The organism is Williamsia limnetica (assembly GCF_003217475.1).
Taxonomy (GTDB): domain Bacteria; phylum Actinomycetota; class Actinomycetes; order Mycobacteriales; family Mycobacteriaceae; genus Williamsia; species Williamsia limnetica.
The window spans coordinates 1-14188 of sequence record NZ_QJSP01000037.1 but is presented as its reverse complement, the minus strand read 5'-3'; the positions used below and the strand labels follow the sequence as shown (position 1 = coordinate 14188).

14 protein-coding genes are annotated in these 14188 nt (G+C 61.0%); 5 read left to right on the top strand and 9 right to left on the bottom strand.

Annotated features, from left to right (window positions below; translation table 11 throughout):
* Positions 1–182 precede the first annotated feature (182 nt).
* Entirely contained in the window at positions 183–1673 is a 1491-nt protein-coding gene (locus DFR67_RS29910; protein WP_110473090.1) for a long-chain-fatty-acid--CoA ligase, read from the bottom strand.
* 346 nt (positions 1674–2019) lie between these two features.
* Between DFR67_RS29910 and DFR67_RS29905 the strand changes: the two genes are divergently transcribed.
* Positions 2020–2682 (top strand): TetR/AcrR family transcriptional regulator, encoded by a 663-nt coding sequence (locus tag DFR67_RS29905; RefSeq protein ID WP_110473089.1) that lies wholly within the window; start codon positions 2020–2022, stop codon positions 2680–2682.
* A 113-nt stretch (positions 2683–2795) separates the two neighbouring features.
* Here the strand turns inward: DFR67_RS29905 and DFR67_RS29900 are convergent, their stop codons facing one another.
* The 4 genes from DFR67_RS29900 to DFR67_RS29885 form a co-directional block, all read right to left on the bottom strand.
* Complete coding sequence (locus tag DFR67_RS29900) at positions 2796–3665, bottom strand: mycofactocin-coupled SDR family oxidoreductase (protein ID WP_211325203.1); 870 nt, start codon at positions 3663–3665, stop codon at positions 2796–2798.
* Positions 3666–3836: 171 nt separating this feature from the next.
* Positions 3837–4277 carry a VOC family protein gene (locus DFR67_RS29895; RefSeq protein WP_211325202.1) on the bottom strand — a complete coding sequence of 147 codons (441 nt, stop codon included), beginning with the start codon at positions 4275–4277 and terminating at the stop codon, positions 3837–3839.
* Between the two features lie 19 nt (positions 4278–4296).
* Positions 4297–5802 (bottom strand): CoA-acylating methylmalonate-semialdehyde dehydrogenase, encoded by a 1506-nt coding sequence (locus DFR67_RS29890; RefSeq protein ID WP_110473087.1) that lies wholly within the window; start codon positions 5800–5802, stop codon positions 4297–4299.
* A gap of 47 nt (positions 5803–5849) precedes the next feature.
* A complete protein-coding gene (locus DFR67_RS29885) occupies positions 5850–6413 on the bottom strand; it encodes a cupin domain-containing protein (RefSeq protein WP_110473086.1) in 564 nt (187 codons plus the stop codon).
* A gap of 444 nt (positions 6414–6857) precedes the next feature.
* Here DFR67_RS29885 and DFR67_RS29880 point away from each other — a divergent pair, with 444 nt between their 5' ends.
* Positions 6858–7793: an alpha/beta hydrolase gene (locus DFR67_RS29880; RefSeq protein ID WP_110473085.1), complete on the top strand. Its 936-nt coding sequence runs from the start codon at positions 6858–6860 to the stop codon at positions 7791–7793.
* 125 nt (positions 7794–7918) lie between these two features.
* On the opposite strand, the gene DFR67_RS29875 is transcribed toward DFR67_RS29880, so the two are convergent.
* Positions 7919–8953 (bottom strand): NADP-dependent oxidoreductase, encoded by a 1035-nt coding sequence (locus DFR67_RS29875; RefSeq protein ID WP_110473084.1) that lies wholly within the window; start codon positions 8951–8953, stop codon positions 7919–7921.
* Between the two features lie 272 nt (positions 8954–9225).
* Here DFR67_RS29875 and DFR67_RS29870 point away from each other — a divergent pair, with 272 nt between their 5' ends.
* The 3 genes from DFR67_RS29870 (at position 9226) to DFR67_RS29860 (ending at position 11735) form a co-directional block, all read left to right on the top strand.
* Positions 9226–9708, top strand: coding sequence for a nuclear transport factor 2 family protein (locus DFR67_RS29870; protein ID WP_110473083.1), 483 nt, complete (start codon positions 9226–9228; stop codon positions 9706–9708).
* The gene (locus DFR67_RS29865; protein WP_110473082.1) at positions 9705–10163 is read left to right on the top strand and encodes a DUF3237 domain-containing protein; all 459 of its coding nucleotides are present in this window, start codon (positions 9705–9707) and stop codon (positions 10161–10163) included. The genes DFR67_RS29870 and DFR67_RS29865 overlap by 4 nt, the downstream gene beginning before the upstream one ends.
* 288 nt (positions 10164–10451) lie before the next feature.
* Positions 10452–11735, top strand: coding sequence for a pyridoxal-phosphate-dependent aminotransferase family protein (locus tag DFR67_RS29860; RefSeq protein WP_110473081.1), 1284 nt, complete (start codon positions 10452–10454; stop codon positions 11733–11735).
* Positions 11736–11767: 32 nt separating this feature from the next.
* Here the strand turns inward: DFR67_RS29860 and DFR67_RS29855 are convergent, their stop codons facing one another.
* The 3 genes from DFR67_RS29855 to DFR67_RS29845 all read right to left on the bottom strand — a co-directional run bounded on the left by DFR67_RS29855 (position 11768) and on the right by DFR67_RS29845 (position 13871).
* On the bottom strand, positions 11768–12049 hold the full coding sequence (locus DFR67_RS29855) for a winged helix-turn-helix transcriptional regulator (RefSeq protein WP_110473080.1): 282 nt from the start codon (positions 12047–12049) through the stop codon (positions 11768–11770).
* Complete coding sequence (locus DFR67_RS29850; protein ID WP_110473079.1) at positions 12046–12450, bottom strand: VOC family protein; 405 nt, start codon at positions 12448–12450, stop codon at positions 12046–12048. The genes DFR67_RS29855 and DFR67_RS29850 overlap by 4 nt, the downstream gene beginning before the upstream one ends.
* Before the next feature lie 137 nt (positions 12451–12587).
* Complete coding sequence (locus tag DFR67_RS29845; protein WP_110473078.1) at positions 12588–13871, bottom strand: lipase family protein; 1284 nt, start codon at positions 13869–13871, stop codon at positions 12588–12590.
* Positions 13872–14188: the final 317 nt, after the last annotated feature.

The following is a 14188-nucleotide window of genomic DNA, read 5'->3' as shown; positions in this document are numbered from 1 at the left end:
TCGATCTCCTTCTCCGAAAGCGCCCGAATCGCCGCACGCAACTCGTCGTGCTCCTCACCGAGCTTGAACAAATCGAAATCGGGGTTGCCGGCCATGGTTGAGAAGTTCTTTCGTGTGCGTGCGGGGACGGGGCGTGTTGCAGGGCTTGATGTTTCGGCCGGTGATGTGAACGTCCGGATCAGTCAGTTGATTGTTGGAGGGTGAACCTCGCGCCGGAGTATTTTGCCGGTCGGGCCCTTGGGCAGGGAGTCGACGAGCCAGATTTCACGCGGGTACTTGTATGCGGCGATTCGATCTCGAACAAATGATTTGAGTTCATGAGATGCCGCTTGAGCTCCGGGTTTCAGCGCAACGGCGGCACCAACTTCTTCCCCGAGTTCCCGGTGTTTGATGCCGACAACTGCTGCCTCGGCAACAGCGGGGTGCTGATAGAGAACTTCTTCGACTTCGCGTGGGTAGACGTTGTATCCGCCGCGGATGATCAGATCCTTCTTCCGATCGACGATGGTGTAGTAGCCGTCGGTATCGCGCGTAGCTATGTCTCCCGTGCGGAACCAGCCGTCGGGAATTGCCTCGGCGGAGGCGTCGGGTCGGTTCCAATACCCTTTCATGACGTTTTCGCCTTGGATCGCGATCTCGCCCGCCGCGCCGTCAGGAACGTCGGTGCCGGCGTCGTCAACTATCCGGAGGTGACATCCGCGCACTGGCACTCCGATGGTGCCGGGTCGGCGTTCAAAGCCTGGCTGATTGAAGCAGGCGATGGGTGCTGTCTCGGAAAGCCCGTAACCCTCGTAGATCTCGCAGGCAAACTTCCGCTCGAAACTTTTCAGTACCTCAACGGGCATCGCCGCGCCACCGGTGATGCACGTACGCAGTGAGGACATGTCCGCGTTGTCGGCTTCGCTCGAATGCAGCATCGCGGCGTACATGGTGGGCACCCCCTCGAAGACCGTGACGTTGTCGCGAGCGACAACATTGAGCGCTTGGACTGCGTCGAAGCGGGGAATGAGGGTGAGCAGAGCCGCCGCCCTCACCGCCGCGTTGAGTCCGCAGGTAAGCCCGAAGACATGGAACAAAGGAAGGCATCCCATGATCACGTCCTCGGGGCCTACCTCGATCAAGGTATCTACGGTGGTCGCCGCGTTGGTTGACATATTGCGATGCGTGAGTTCGGCCCCTTTCGGTTTGCCGGTGGTCCCCGAGGTGTACAGGATGACGGCCGTGTCATCGTCGGCTCGGTCGGTGGCGGCAAGCAGCGGTCTCCCGGATAGGCCCTCGGGTCCCAAACGCGGAACGAGTACGGCTGGAATGCCGACCGTTGATGCTGCCGTCGAGACAGCGTCCTCGTTGCCGGACAGCCCGTAGATGAGCGTCATGCCGCAATCGGTGATGTAGTACTCGACTTCGCGTGCCTTGAGTAAGGGATTCATCGGGACTGCGACCGCGCCGGCCAACAGTATTCCGTAGAAGAGCACCGGAAAGGCAGGAACATTCGGTAGCACGAGGCCCACCCGGTCACCGGGTTGAACGCCCCGGGCGCGTAGATCACCCGCTACTGCCGCTGCGCGGTGAAGGAGTTGGTCATAACTGAGGACATGATCATCCAGCTGTATCGCTGGTCGATTGCCGTGCTTTTCCGCGGATGCAATCAAGTTGTCGGCGAGACTGGACATAACTGGCTCCTGGTAATAGCTATTCGGCCAATTTCTCGTGGCATGCGAGTGACATTGAGCAATAGTGAACGCCGTCTGTACCGAACTGGCCGGATCGCGCGCCAGCACTGGCCCGGCGACGTGATGGTTGGCTTCACCTAAATATGGACTGTCCGTCCGTGATTGTCAACACAGTGTTGAAAGTGGCCTACGGGAGAGGTATGCGCCGGTTGAGCCAGATGCTGCTGGATGGAGCGACCTTCACGGATGCTGCGGCCATCGACGCAGCAAGAGGCACGGGTCGAGCAGCCATCACATCTGCTTTGTGTCACACGCTCCGTACTTGCTCGTGTCCTACCATGTACCCATGGTGCCTACATCCTTGAACGGCCTTGGCTCGTCAGAAGCGAAGGTTGGCCGGCGCAATCTCAAAGGGGATATGCGCGAGCAGGCGATCCTTGAGGGTGCCTACGAACTACTTCGTACGGTGTCGATGCGGAGCATCTCAATAGATGATCTCGCCAAGCGGGCCGGATTGTCCCGGTCGTCGTTCTACTTTTATTACGAGTCGAAATGGCAAGTACTGTCCGCGTTGCTGTCACGGGTGACCTCTGATGTCTACAGTGCCTCACAGCTGATTTTCGAGCGGCCGGCCGGAATGTCGCCCGAGGCTGCGATCGAGCACGCAGTATCGGAAGTAATTCAAGTGTGGGAACAGCATGGCCACGTTCTTCGTGAAGTGGGAGATGCCGCTGCGGGTGAAGCGGAATTGCAGGCGCAATGGGACACCATTCTGGGCCGCTTCATAGACGCCGCCGCGGCAGGAATCGACCGCGATAGGGCTACTGGTGTGGCTATCGATGGACCACCGGCAAGATCGCTGGCCGCTGCCCTGATGTGGATGGGCGAACGTAATCTGGCTTTGATGAGTGCGCGCAGCGCCAACGCAATCCCTCTGGAAGACATGGTCGAAACCGTGACAACAGTCTGGTTGCGCACGGTTTACGGTTTGGAGTGGAAACCTCGCTGAGCCGCGACGTCAGGGACCGAAAGGTGGTGTCATCGCTCGTAGCTCGAGCGATGACACCACCTTGGTCGAGGCAGAAGTCCTCGTGACACCCACCGAGGCCTGAAACCTCGCTTCTAGGGGTTGTCGGCAGCGATCTTGGTCATGTTCAGTCCGGGCATCAGCATGTGCCCGCCTTCGACCAGCATCTCCAGACCGGTTGTCCATTGAGATTCATCGGATGCGAGCCACAGGACGGCTTCACTCATGGCGCGTGGCGGCAGCAGGCCCACGTCACGAAGGGCCGACCAGTACTTCGCTCCCTGCAAGTCTTCTTTCGTCCCCTGACCTGGCCCCTTGCCAGCGCACAGGTCGTAACCGCCCTGCCAGTCCAAGGCGGGGGTATCGGTAGGCCCGGGAAGAAGGGAGTTGACCCGGATGCCGTACTGGCCGAACTCCAGCGCGGCCCCCTTCGCCAGCCCGAGGACGCCGTGTTTCGATGCGACGTAGTGAACGTAGTGAGGAGATCCTTCGACGCCATTGCCGGACGAGGTGATGATCACCGACCCGCCACCACGCGCCTTCATCGCGGGAGTCACAGCCTTCAGGGTGCGCCATACGCCCATGATGTTGACGTTCAGCACGTCGGCGAACTCGTCTTCGGGAATGTCTGCGAACGGATGCACAGTCCAGATGCCGGCGTTGGCCACTGCAACGTCGACGCCGCCGAAAACGCGGACGCCCTCGGCGACCAAGTTGTCGAGTGGTGCTTGCTCGCGGACATCACCTTCGTGGGCGATGATCCGTCGGCCAAGAGCTTCAACCTCTTTCACCGTGATCTTCAGTTCGTCAGACGTGGCGACCGGATACGGCACCCTGCCATCCGCCGGGCAGTCGAACGCAAGTATGTCTGCGCCTTCTTCTGCGAGGCGGATGGCGTGCGCTCGTCCCTGCCCTCGTGCCGCGCCGGTGACCAGCGCGACCTTGCCTTCCATTCGTTGTCCCATGACTACTCCTCCTTGAGTGATTTACTTGGGGTATGGGTCTAGAGGCCCGCCAACTCGACAGGAACTACTATTTTGTGAAGAATCCCGCGACCGCCGGATGAATGGTTCTCTCCACAGTGTGCGGGTGGCGGTGTGGGGCTGGGTGATCAGTGGGCCTGACGGCCCGCGACTTCAGACGCCGGGTCGGATCAGCTGGAGCAGAACATCGATTCCAGGAGGTTCAGTCCAGACATGTGCCGATTCACCGATAGTTATGGGCGCTGCGATGGGGTCGCGGCGACCGGGACCCCGAATGTCGCATCCGACGAGTTCACGTCCGTCTGCGCGGTGCAGTCGGAGTGCTATGTGATCGAGTTTCGATGTCGCGTCTCCGAGAGCATCGTCGAGAGCGGTGAGATCCTCAACGGTGTACAGCTCAATCTGTGCGCCGCCGGTGTTGAGGAATACTGAAACGATATTCAGCGCGGGCGCACTGAAAGTCCTGGCGACCTTGACGTCAAACCTGTTGGTCCAGTGGGTGATAGCTGAGTCGAGATCGCGAACAAGTACCCCGATATGGTCGAGCCAGGGGAGGTCGTCAATGGCCTTTGCTGCTGAGTTCTGCGGATCCATCGCTGATCCTTCTGTTCGGCTACTGGTTACCGGCAGCGACGAAGTGGGGAGCCAGGCCCTGCGTAGGTTCGATCCATCGCTGCGTGACGACCTTGGACCTGGTGTAGAAACGGTATGCGTCGTAGTTGAGGCCGTCGTCTCCGAACCGGGAGTCTCCCCAGCCCCCGAATCCAAACCACGAAATAGGCACGGGAATGGGGACATTGATTCCGACACTGCCGGCCAAGACCCCCCGCGTGAACCGACGCGCAGCGGGCCCGCTGGTGGTGAAAATGGTGGCGCCGTTGCCGTATGGATTGTCGTTCACAATCCGTAGGGCCTCCTCGAGACTCAAGGCACGGACAACTCCGAGGACTGGCCCGAACACTTCTTGGCGATAGAGATCGCTTTCTACGCTCACGTTGTCGACCAGGCTTGGGCCGATGAAGTATCCGTCACCGGGTGCGGATCGTTCGCGTCCGTCTACGATCAGCTTTCCCCCGTCTTCGACGGAACGCTCGAGTGCTCCGCGAACGCGGTTGATCGCAACCTGTGAGATGAGAGGCCCCATGTCGATTTCCGTCTCGGCGCCGGGTCCGACTTTGAAAGCGCGCGCGCGTTCGGCGGTTTTCTCGACGAGTGCTTCCGCGGCCTCGCCAACAGCCACCGCGACGGTCACAGCCATACACCGCTGTCCTGCAGCGCCATAGGCCGCCGACACCAGAGCGTCAGCTGCAGCGTCGAGGTCAGCGTCCGGCATCACCACCAGATGGTTCTTGGCGCCTCCGAGAGCTTGAACTTTCTTGCCCGTTTGGGCTGATCGCCGGTAGATCTCCCGGGCCACGGGCGTGGAGCCCACAAAAGACACGGCTGCAACGTCCGGATGATCCAGCAGTGCCTCGGCTGTCTCGGTACCGCCCTGGACGACGTTGAGGACACCGTCGGGTAGACCAGCTTCACTCATCATCTGCGCCAAGCGAACTGCCGCCGATGGGACGCGGTCACTGGGCTTGAGTACGAATGCATTGCCGCAGGCAATGGCGGCCGCGAACATAGAAACCGGAACCATGATCGGAAAATTGAACGGCGTTATGCCAACACACACACCGAGCGGCTGACGGAAGGAGTACGTGTCCACCCCGTTGGCCACCTGATCGGAGTACTCACCTTTGAGCTGCTGTACAGCCGACAGCGATACATCGATTGCTTCGACCGACCGTGCTACCTCGCCTCGCGCATCTGGCAATGTCTTGCCCTGCTCTGATGTGATGATCGACGCGAGCTCTTCGGTGTGTTCGACTACCAGTGACCGAAATCGGTGGAGCACCGAAGCACGGGCGGGGACGGGGGTAGCGGCCCAGGCGTCCGCAGCCCTACTCGCGTCGTGCACTGCGGCGTTGACCGTTTCGGCACTCCCCTGGACGGACGATCGCAACACACGTCCGGTGGCAGGGTCATGGATGTCGGTTCGTGGGCCGTCTGAGGGTGCAACGGCTGCGCCGCCGATCCAGTGCGGCACGGTGTCAAGAAGTACGTCGGTAGTCACTACTGCTCCATGTTCGATGTACTCGGCATGATCGAATGCACTGGCACTCAGGCCTTCTGCTCGCGCGGGTGGGGCAGCTCGGGAAACATTTCCAGACCGTAATTCACCTTGAGGTTTTCGACCTCTGCCTGGAGCTGCTCGGGTGTGCGGAGCTCGCGATCCCGTGCCTCGTAGAAGTACTTGTCGATTCCGGTATTGGGCTCGAAACCTGCACGATCAGGTCCGGGCACAAACATCACGAGGATCCGAGCTTCCTCGCCGACGACCTCGTATGTATGCCTCTGGTCCTTGCGTCCCCAGACGAACTGGCCCTTCTTCGCGTTGTAGGAACCGGCTTCGGTGTGGATTTTGATTTCCCCATCCATGACGAAGAAACCTTCTTCTTCGCGGTGATGGATGTGCCAGACCGGTTCGGTGCCGCGGACCCAGTTGGTCTCGATGATGATGAGCTGGCCGTTGGTCGACTCGCCGGTCGCGTGAATCCAGAAATCAACACCGGTCATGAAATCCCCGGTCATGTTGAAGTGGATCTGGTCGCGGTGTGAAACGTAGCTTTCGCCGTCGCGCGAGGTCGAGGGCTGAATCTGGTCTACATCCGAATTGATGGTCATGACAATCCTTTCGTGTCGAGGTGCCGTTCGCCGGACGGGAAGCGGCAACTGAAAGTGAGAGTAGACTCACAGTTGGTGATAGTCAACACCGTGTCGACTTCGGAACCGGGGACTGAAGCGGCCGCGTGGCCGCGCCAAGATCCTGGGCCGCCGTTTGCTGAAACTGTTGGCAGAAGGGCTGTTTCGCGCCGAAAATCGCGAAGCGAAGGAATCGACTTGGTGTTGACTATTACCGACGATTAGTTCATTCTCGGTGGTGGAAGCACGTCACGCGCGTGTGTTGCCCGCAGAAGACGAAGAAGGTTGGTCTATGAGACTTGCGCCTGAGTTCACTTGTACTGCCGAGCTTGCTGCACTCCGGGTTGTCGGGCCTGGGTCACGTCTGGTTCTCGCCGTCATCGGAGCCACTGTCTCTGGTGACGTCCGAGTCCTTCGAGTCGTCCCATGACCGCGCTCGACCCTCAAGTGGCACAGCTGTTGAACGACCTCGCGGCTAAACCGCGAGCCCAGCCGGGGGACGAGTCGATCGCGGCCTATCGGCAAGCTGGTGAAAGTCTCGTCGCCTTGGCGGGGCCGCCCAACGAGCATTGCGAGGTGGACGACATCATCATTCCGGTCCGCGAAGGTGCGGTCGCTGCACGGCGATATCGACCTTCGGGCAGCACCGCTCAACGGCTACCCGGGGTCATGTACACCCACGGAGGCGGATTCGTTCGCGGTAGCCTTGATTCTCACGACCGACTCTGCCGGGAACTGTGTGTTCAGGGTGGCCTCATTGTCGTCTCGATCGCGTATCACCTGGCTCCGGAAAATCAGTTTCCGCGGGCGCACAATGACGCCCTCGACACCTTCGCATGGTTGACCGAACATGCCATCGAGCTAGGCATCGACGCAGACTCACTCGCCGTTGCAGGAGACTCGTCTGGGGCTTCTTTGGCTGTGGCTGTCGCGAATGCCCGTCGAACCCAGGGTGCGCCCGTGAAGGCGCAGGGCCTTCTGTGTCCAGCGCTCGATGCCACCATGGGCAGTGACTCGATCGAGCGGTACGGCGAGGGCCCGTTCCTCACCCGCATGGCCCTGCAGTGGTCGTACGACCTTTACGTGCCCAACGCCGGCGATCGCCAGTCGCCCCTCGCGTCGCCGGTGCTGGCTCGGAGTCTGGAAGGGTCACCGCCAGCGGTCATCATCAGTGCACAGGTTGATCCTGTGGCCGACGACGCCCGCCGTTACGGTGAGAAACTGACCGCGGCAGGAGTGAGTGTTCACAGCGAGGAGTATCCAGGGATGCCGCACAGTTTTGTCTTGCTCGCAGGCGTTCTGGACAAGGGTGAACACGCCATAGCATCTTTCGCCTCTGGGTTGGCCGGCCTGCTCCGGTAAGGAACGAGTGTGCGAGACCAGCTCGGTACCGCAACCGCCTGTAGCCCCGTCGGAGGATCTCCTAGGCAGTTCTCATCGAATCGGACCGTCTAGACGAGAGCGCCTAGACGGCCGATCGATGCGCGTTACAGGTCAGCGACTTTGACCACTACTTTGCCTCGAGTGTTGCCGGACAGCGCGCTGTTGAGCGTTTCGCGGGCATTCTCCAGCCCATCGACGATGGTCTCGGCGTACTGGAGTGCGCCGCCACCCAGCGCCTTGGCGAGTTCCCCGATGATTTCGCCATATCGATCGACATGGTCGGTGACGATGAACCCCCGCAAGGTCACTCGTTGCATAAGTAACTGGCTGACATTCTGGAGGCCCGGACGGGCACCTTGGTCACTGTAATCGTTGTACTCAGATATCAAACCGCACAGAGTGATTCGTGCGCCTACATTCAACCTGTCGAGAACGTAGTCCATAATCGGCCCTCCGGCATTTTCGAAGTCGACATCGATTCCATCAGGGGTTGCATCGTCGAGTTGTTCGCGCCAGTCATCGGAATGACGATCGACGCATGCATCGAACCCGACTTCCTCGACCAGATACTCACACTTCGCGGCGCCACCGGCGATACCAACGACTCGGGCCCCGCGCTGCTTTGCCAACTGCCCGGCAATGGAACCTACTGCCCCCGCAGCGGCGGAGACAACGAAGGTCTCCCCGGGCTGGGGATTGCCGAGCTCCACCCCGAGGAAGGCTGAGATGCCGGTATGGCCAAGCACTCCCAGGAACGCGGGGAGTGGTGCCGGCAGCGGTTGTGGAAGTACCGTGAAGGGAATTTCGAGAGTCGAGTCGTCCGCGATGCAGTATTCCTGCCATCCGGTGAAACCGACCACGAACGCGCCTACCGGAAGGTCTGCCCGCCGACTCGCGACGACTTGTCCGACGCCGAGCCCCCGCATGACGGACCCCAGTTCGACCGGCGCGATATACGAGCGAATCTGACTCATCCAGACCCTGTTGGTTGGATCCAGTGACAAATAAAGCGTCCGAATCAACGCCTGCCCGTCCTTGATGTCGGCAAGCGGCTCTTCGAGCCACTCCAAGTCATGCTCGGTGACCTCGCCTGTCGGTCGGCTACGCAGACGGAACTGACGATTGATGGATGTAGTCATGACAACTCCTGAGAGTCAGGGGGATATAGGAAGGCGAGAGTCGCCAGTAGCGATCCCGTGCACGCTGTACGCGGGGAATCGACAAAGCCAGTCTAGACGTGGCGTTGAGTAAAGTCCACAGTGTGTCGCTTCTTTGCCCGACTTTGCGTTAGGTCGTTGAAAGACAGCTATTTTCATTGTCGACATAGTGTTGACTATTAACGACAGATGGTGCATGTTCGACTGACGGGTGGTTGTGTCACAACCGCCGGAAGCGAACATTGGAGGCGCGAATGAATGCACAATCTGACAACCGCCGGGTGGTGGAACAGTTCTGGGGGGCCCTGGATGATGGTCCGCCGACTGGATCGGCTTTGGAGGCGTGGAAGAAGTTCTTTGCACATGACGCTGTCTGGGAAATGCCCTTTGCCCCAGAGCCTCTGGTGCAGGCAGTTCCGGGCGGCGAACTCATCGGTCACTTCATCGATTGGTTCTTTGAGTCGGTGCCGGACCTGCGGATCGATTCGCTGACGATCCACGACACAGCGGATCCCGAGCTGTTCATCCTGGAGCTGCATGGAACGGCGACTGTCACCCAGACCGGCAAGATCTATGCCAACACTTACTGCACGCACATGCGGATTCACGATGGCCAGATCGTTCTCCTGCGTGAGTATTTCAACCCCGAGGTTGTGGTCGAGGCTTTCGGACGTGATGAGATAGCCAAGGGAATGTCGACAGTGATGGCTGCTGCCGGAGTGGGGGTTGGTCAGTGAAACTCGAACCTGAATTCACCTATACTGCGGAGCTTGCTGCACCTCAAATCGTCGGGCCGGGGCCCTACGGGTTGCGTCAGGTTCTCGCCGTCACCGGCGGCACTGTCACTGGTGACCGCATCAGCGGAAAAGCCGCGCCTGGCGGTGGTGACTGGCTGTTGGCCGGCGATGACGGTTTTGGTCGGCTGGATGTGCGGGCGCAGTTCTATACCGATGACGGAGCTGTCATCTACATGAACTACCTGGGTTTGGTGGAGGTCACCGAGGCTGCTGCCGGCGCGCTCGGTGGCGGGGATACCGGTACCGACTTCGGCGATCACTATTTCGTGACCACGCCGCGTCTGGAGTGCGGTGATGCCAAGTACACCTGGGTCAATCAGAGCATTTTCGTCGGGCAAGGACGCGTCCAACCCGGACCCGTCGTCGAATTCCAGGTGTTCCGGGTCGTCGCATAAATCGGTGTATTGCAAGGTGAGGAATCTGTGAATCCGTCTGCAATTCGTGCAGTAGGCGTCATCTTGCAGTTCTGGGCCGCCGACCAGGTAGTAGGTCGGCGGCCCAGCGACCCGTAACCCTCTCGAAGGAGCAACACCATCACCACAACCAGCCTCCTGGCTGCACCCGGCACGGGCTTGAGAGGTGTTCCGACACAGTCGATTGGCACCCGTTTGCCCACGAACACGACGAACCAACGGTGAATAGAAGTGCGCACAGTTTCACGCTCGGATTGCTACGGTCCACCCATGACCACCCGCGCTACGTCTGAACTCTCCGCCGACCTCGGACCGATAGATCCTCCTGTCCGCCTGTTGATGGGGCCCGGCCCGATCACGGCATATCCGCGGGTGCTGCAGGCGATGTCTGCTCAGCTGGTCGGTCAGTACGACCCGTTCATGACCGCGACCATGAACGAAGTGCAGGCCCTGTACCGCGAGGTGTTTGTCACCTCCAACGATGCGACGCTTGTCGTCGACGGCACCGCACGGGCCGGCATCGAGGCCGCCCTGGTTTCGTTGATCAGCCCTGGCGACCGGGTCCTGGTGCCGAGGTTCGGCCGCTTCGGCCATCTGCTGGTGGAGATAGCTGAACGCTGTGGGGCGCAGGTTCACGCGATCGATGTCGAGTGGGGCCGCGCCTTCGACGCCGAATCAATCGAGGCTGCAATCAAAGCCGTGCGCCCGAAGCTGCTCGCCATCGTTCACGGCGATACCTCGACGACGATCGCTCAGCCGCTCGACGAGCTCGGGGCGATTTGTCGCGAGTACGACGTGCTGTTCTATTGCGACGCCACCGCCAGCATTGCGGGCAACCGTCTGTTGACCGATGAGTGGGGCATCGACGCTGTGTCGGCCGGTTTACAGAAGTGTCTCGGCGGCCCGTCGGGTAGTGCGCCAGTGACTCTGTCTCCTCGGGCTGCTGAGGTGATCGAGTCACGCAAGAGCATCGAGGCCGGTATCCGTGACCCTGACAGCGTGGTCCGCGAGAACCGGGTCCAATCCAATTACTTCGACCTCGGTCAGATTCTGGATTACTGGGGACCGAATCGGCTGAACCATCACACCGAAGCGACGACAATGCTCTACGGTGCGCGCGAATGCGCACGCGTGCTACTCGATGAGGGGCTGGACAACTGCATGTCGCGGCACCGCGTGCACGGCGACGCGATGCTCGCCGGAGTTCAAGGACTGGGCTTGAGCGCGTTCGGCGACCTACGGTACAAGATGACGAACGTTGTCGGAGTGCACATTCCGGAAGGGGTGCACGGCGAGGCGGTACGCGCCGACCTGCTCACTGACTACGGCATCGAGATCGGTACGTCGTTCGGGCCTCTACACGGACGGATCTGGCGAATCGGAACGATGGGTTACAACGCTCGCCGCGACGCGGTCCTGACCACGCTGACCGCCCTGGAGTCGGTGCTCCGCCGACACGGGGTCAAGGTCCCTGTCGGTGGTGGTGGCGATGCAGCCATCGAGTCGTACGCATCGGCTGATGTGCCGAGCTCGACCGGAGTGTCCGTCAGCTAGATGTCTGGGGTCATCAGGCGGGCCCCAAAGCCTCACCTAGGTGTTTTGGCCCAACTTCCGAGCGCGGTGATCGCCTCGCGCAAGGCAAGTCCACGATCGGTCAGCGCGTAGGCCCTGGTGTTGTGCCGGAGGGGTAGACGGGTCAGTACGCCGGCCGCTTCGAGCTCGCGCAGGCGGGTTGCGAGCATGTTGGTCGGGACTCCGAGGTCGCGCTGCAGATCGCCGTAGCGCTGTGGCCCCTCGAGCAGCCGCTCCACGATGAGCAGAGCCCACCGCGCTCCGACGATGTCGAGGGCAGCGGCGAGGTCGCTCACGTTGCTGGATCGGCGTCCGGCTTCATCCAGAACGGCGAGTAGTGGTAGCCGTCGAGGTCGTCGAACTGGCGCTGGTACATGAACGGATAGTCATCGGTGTCACCGATTCGTCCGCCGGCGGCACCGGCGCGGTCGGTGAGTTCGTCGACTGCTTCGCGGCTGCCGAGGTCGAACGAGACTGTGACTTTCGAGGGGGTCTGGGGTCCGCCGATCAGTTCCTCGGCGCCGCCGACGCTCGCATACATCTCGCGGCTGCCGAGCATGACGTACTGCTCGGGAGCGATCGCGAAGCACGACACGTTGTGGTCGGACATCTCGGTGTTGAGGGTCCATCCGAGGGCGGTGTAGAAGGCGGTGGCACGCTCGACGTTCTCGACCGGGCAGGTGATGAAGAGGCTCATATGAATGATACTTGCAAAATGCAAGTGCCCAGTCAAGGTCTCAGCCGCGCAGGGTATTGCTCATGTAACCAACAACCGCTCGCCCTTCATGCCACGGCAACCGGCGCCGGTGTAACCGTCCATCGACTACCCGAGGATCACTGAACTGTGGCCGGTGCAAGACTGTTGCCGACCGGAATGGTTGCGCAGTTGCTGAGTGTGGGCAGCCCGGCGAACCGTGCGGTGAGGTACGGAAACGCTTGAGCCTCGAACGGCGGGAACGCTTCTTGGTGGGTGAGTCCGTTGTACTGGGCATAGGTGACGTCGACACCGCGACGGCAATATTCGTGGGCCAGGGCTTGTACGTCGCCGGTGATCATGACGGTGTCGCCGATCGCGTTGGCGTGTCCGACCGCGAGCAACATCGGAACGTCAGGGGTGCCTTGGCTGCCCATGATGTTGTCATTGATGGCGTCGACCACCTGCGGCACGTCGAGGAGCGAGGTGTAGGGCGCTTTGACCATGTCGGCATTGGTCAGGCCGGGGTAGTCCGAGGCGAACTCGGCGATGCACAGGGAGCTGACAGCGTTGGTGATCTGCTGGCCCTCCGCGGAGAGGAAGGTGCTGGTGTCGATGTCATAGGTGCGTTGGTAGGCGACGACGAGTGCCGGGATGACCCCGGCCCATTGCTTGCTGCCGCTGACGTACGGAAGGTTGTGGGCCAGATCGACCGGCAATCCTCCGGCGGCCACTCCGACGATGTTGAGTTCCGGCGCATACGCCGGTGCGATCTCGGCTCCCCACTGCGTCGGTACCGAACCGCCGGAGTACCCGAGTAACCCGACCGGGGTCGATGCGGGCACACCCAGGAGAGCTTCGGCGGCGCGGATCCCGTCGAGCGCTGCGTACCCGGATTGTCGGCCGATGGTCCATTCGAGGTCTTCGCCCTCGTAGTCGGGTGCGACGACGGTGTACCCGGCGGCGAGGTAGCCGGCGATCACGGCTTGTTCGGCCTCGGCGATGGTGCTGGTGGAGCCGCCACTGAGGACGTACGAGGGGTCGCATTGAGACCCGAGGGCGTCGTAGGCCATGTGGTAGGAGATGAGCTTGGTCGGGCCGGGAACCAGCGGTCTCAGGACCGTTGCGACCGTGACCGCGCCGGCGCCGAATTGATCGGTCGTGCGGTAGAGCACCTGGGTGCCGGTGATGGGCGTGGTGATGGTCGGGGTCTGGAATGTCATGGGCCGGGTCCTCAGCACCGCGCCACGGTCGATGTCCGTCAGTGATCCGTCGTAGGTATAGAAGGGATCTGCCGACGGTATGGGGGAGCCGGGTCCGGGGTCAGCGTGTGCGGCAGGCACGGACACTGCCGTGACGGAGAGAAGAAGTAGAAGCGATACGGCGGCAGCACGCAGGCCATTGGCCCGACCACGAGTTGGCATAAAGTATTAGAACACTGACTCCGCGGATAACCGGTGGGTACCTGCATTTCGGCCCATCGAATTGGCGAGTGGCCACCAGCGTAAGTCGAACTATGGTGCATGGCATCAGATTTGGTGCGGATCGCGGGCTGTTGATGGTCTAGGAATTCACGCGGTCCTTGTTGCGCAACGGTGCATTTAACGATTAGATCTATCTACATTCGCATGACACCAAGGACGTACATGAACGCCAAAATGATGTTGCTCGGGTTCGCTCCATGGATCATCTTTTCTGTGGTCGCCGAGCGCGCAGGCGCTGACCATGTTGCTCTCGCCGC

Coding starts and splice junctions, on each gene's coding strand:
- DFR67_RS29875 (WP_110473084.1), bottom strand. CDS start 8,953: ATGACTACATCCATCAATCGTCAGTTCCGTCTGCGTAGCCGACCGACA.
- DFR67_RS29845 (WP_110473078.1), bottom strand. CDS start 13,871: ATGCCAACTCGTGGTCGGGCCAATGGCCTGCGTGCTGCCGCCGTATCG.
- DFR67_RS29860 (WP_110473081.1), top strand. CDS start 10,452: ATGACCACCCGCGCTACGTCTGAACTCTCCGCCGACCTCGGACCGATA.
- DFR67_RS29870 (WP_110473083.1), top strand. CDS start 9,226: ATGAATGCACAATCTGACAACCGCCGGGTGGTGGAACAGTTCTGGGGG.
- DFR67_RS29900 (WP_211325203.1), bottom strand. CDS start 3,665: ATGGGACAACGAATGGAAGGCAAGGTCGCGCTGGTCACCGGCGCGGCA.
- DFR67_RS29850 (WP_110473079.1), bottom strand. CDS start 12,450: ATGAGCCTCTTCATCACCTGCCCGGTCGAGAACGTCGAGCGTGCCACC.
- DFR67_RS29885 (WP_110473086.1), bottom strand. CDS start 6,413: ATGACCATCAATTCGGATGTAGACCAGATTCAGCCCTCGACCTCGCGC.
- DFR67_RS29910 (WP_110473090.1), bottom strand. CDS start 1,673: ATGTCCAGTCTCGCCGACAACTTGATTGCATCCGCGGAAAAGCACGGC.
- DFR67_RS29880 (WP_110473085.1), top strand. CDS start 6,858: ATGACCGCGCTCGACCCTCAAGTGGCACAGCTGTTGAACGACCTCGCG.
- DFR67_RS29905 (WP_110473089.1), top strand. CDS start 2,020: ATGGTGCCTACATCCTTGAACGGCCTTGGCTCGTCAGAAGCGAAGGTT.
- DFR67_RS29895 (WP_211325202.1), bottom strand. CDS start 4,277: ATGGATCCGCAGAACTCAGCAGCAAAGGCCATTGACGACCTCCCCTGG.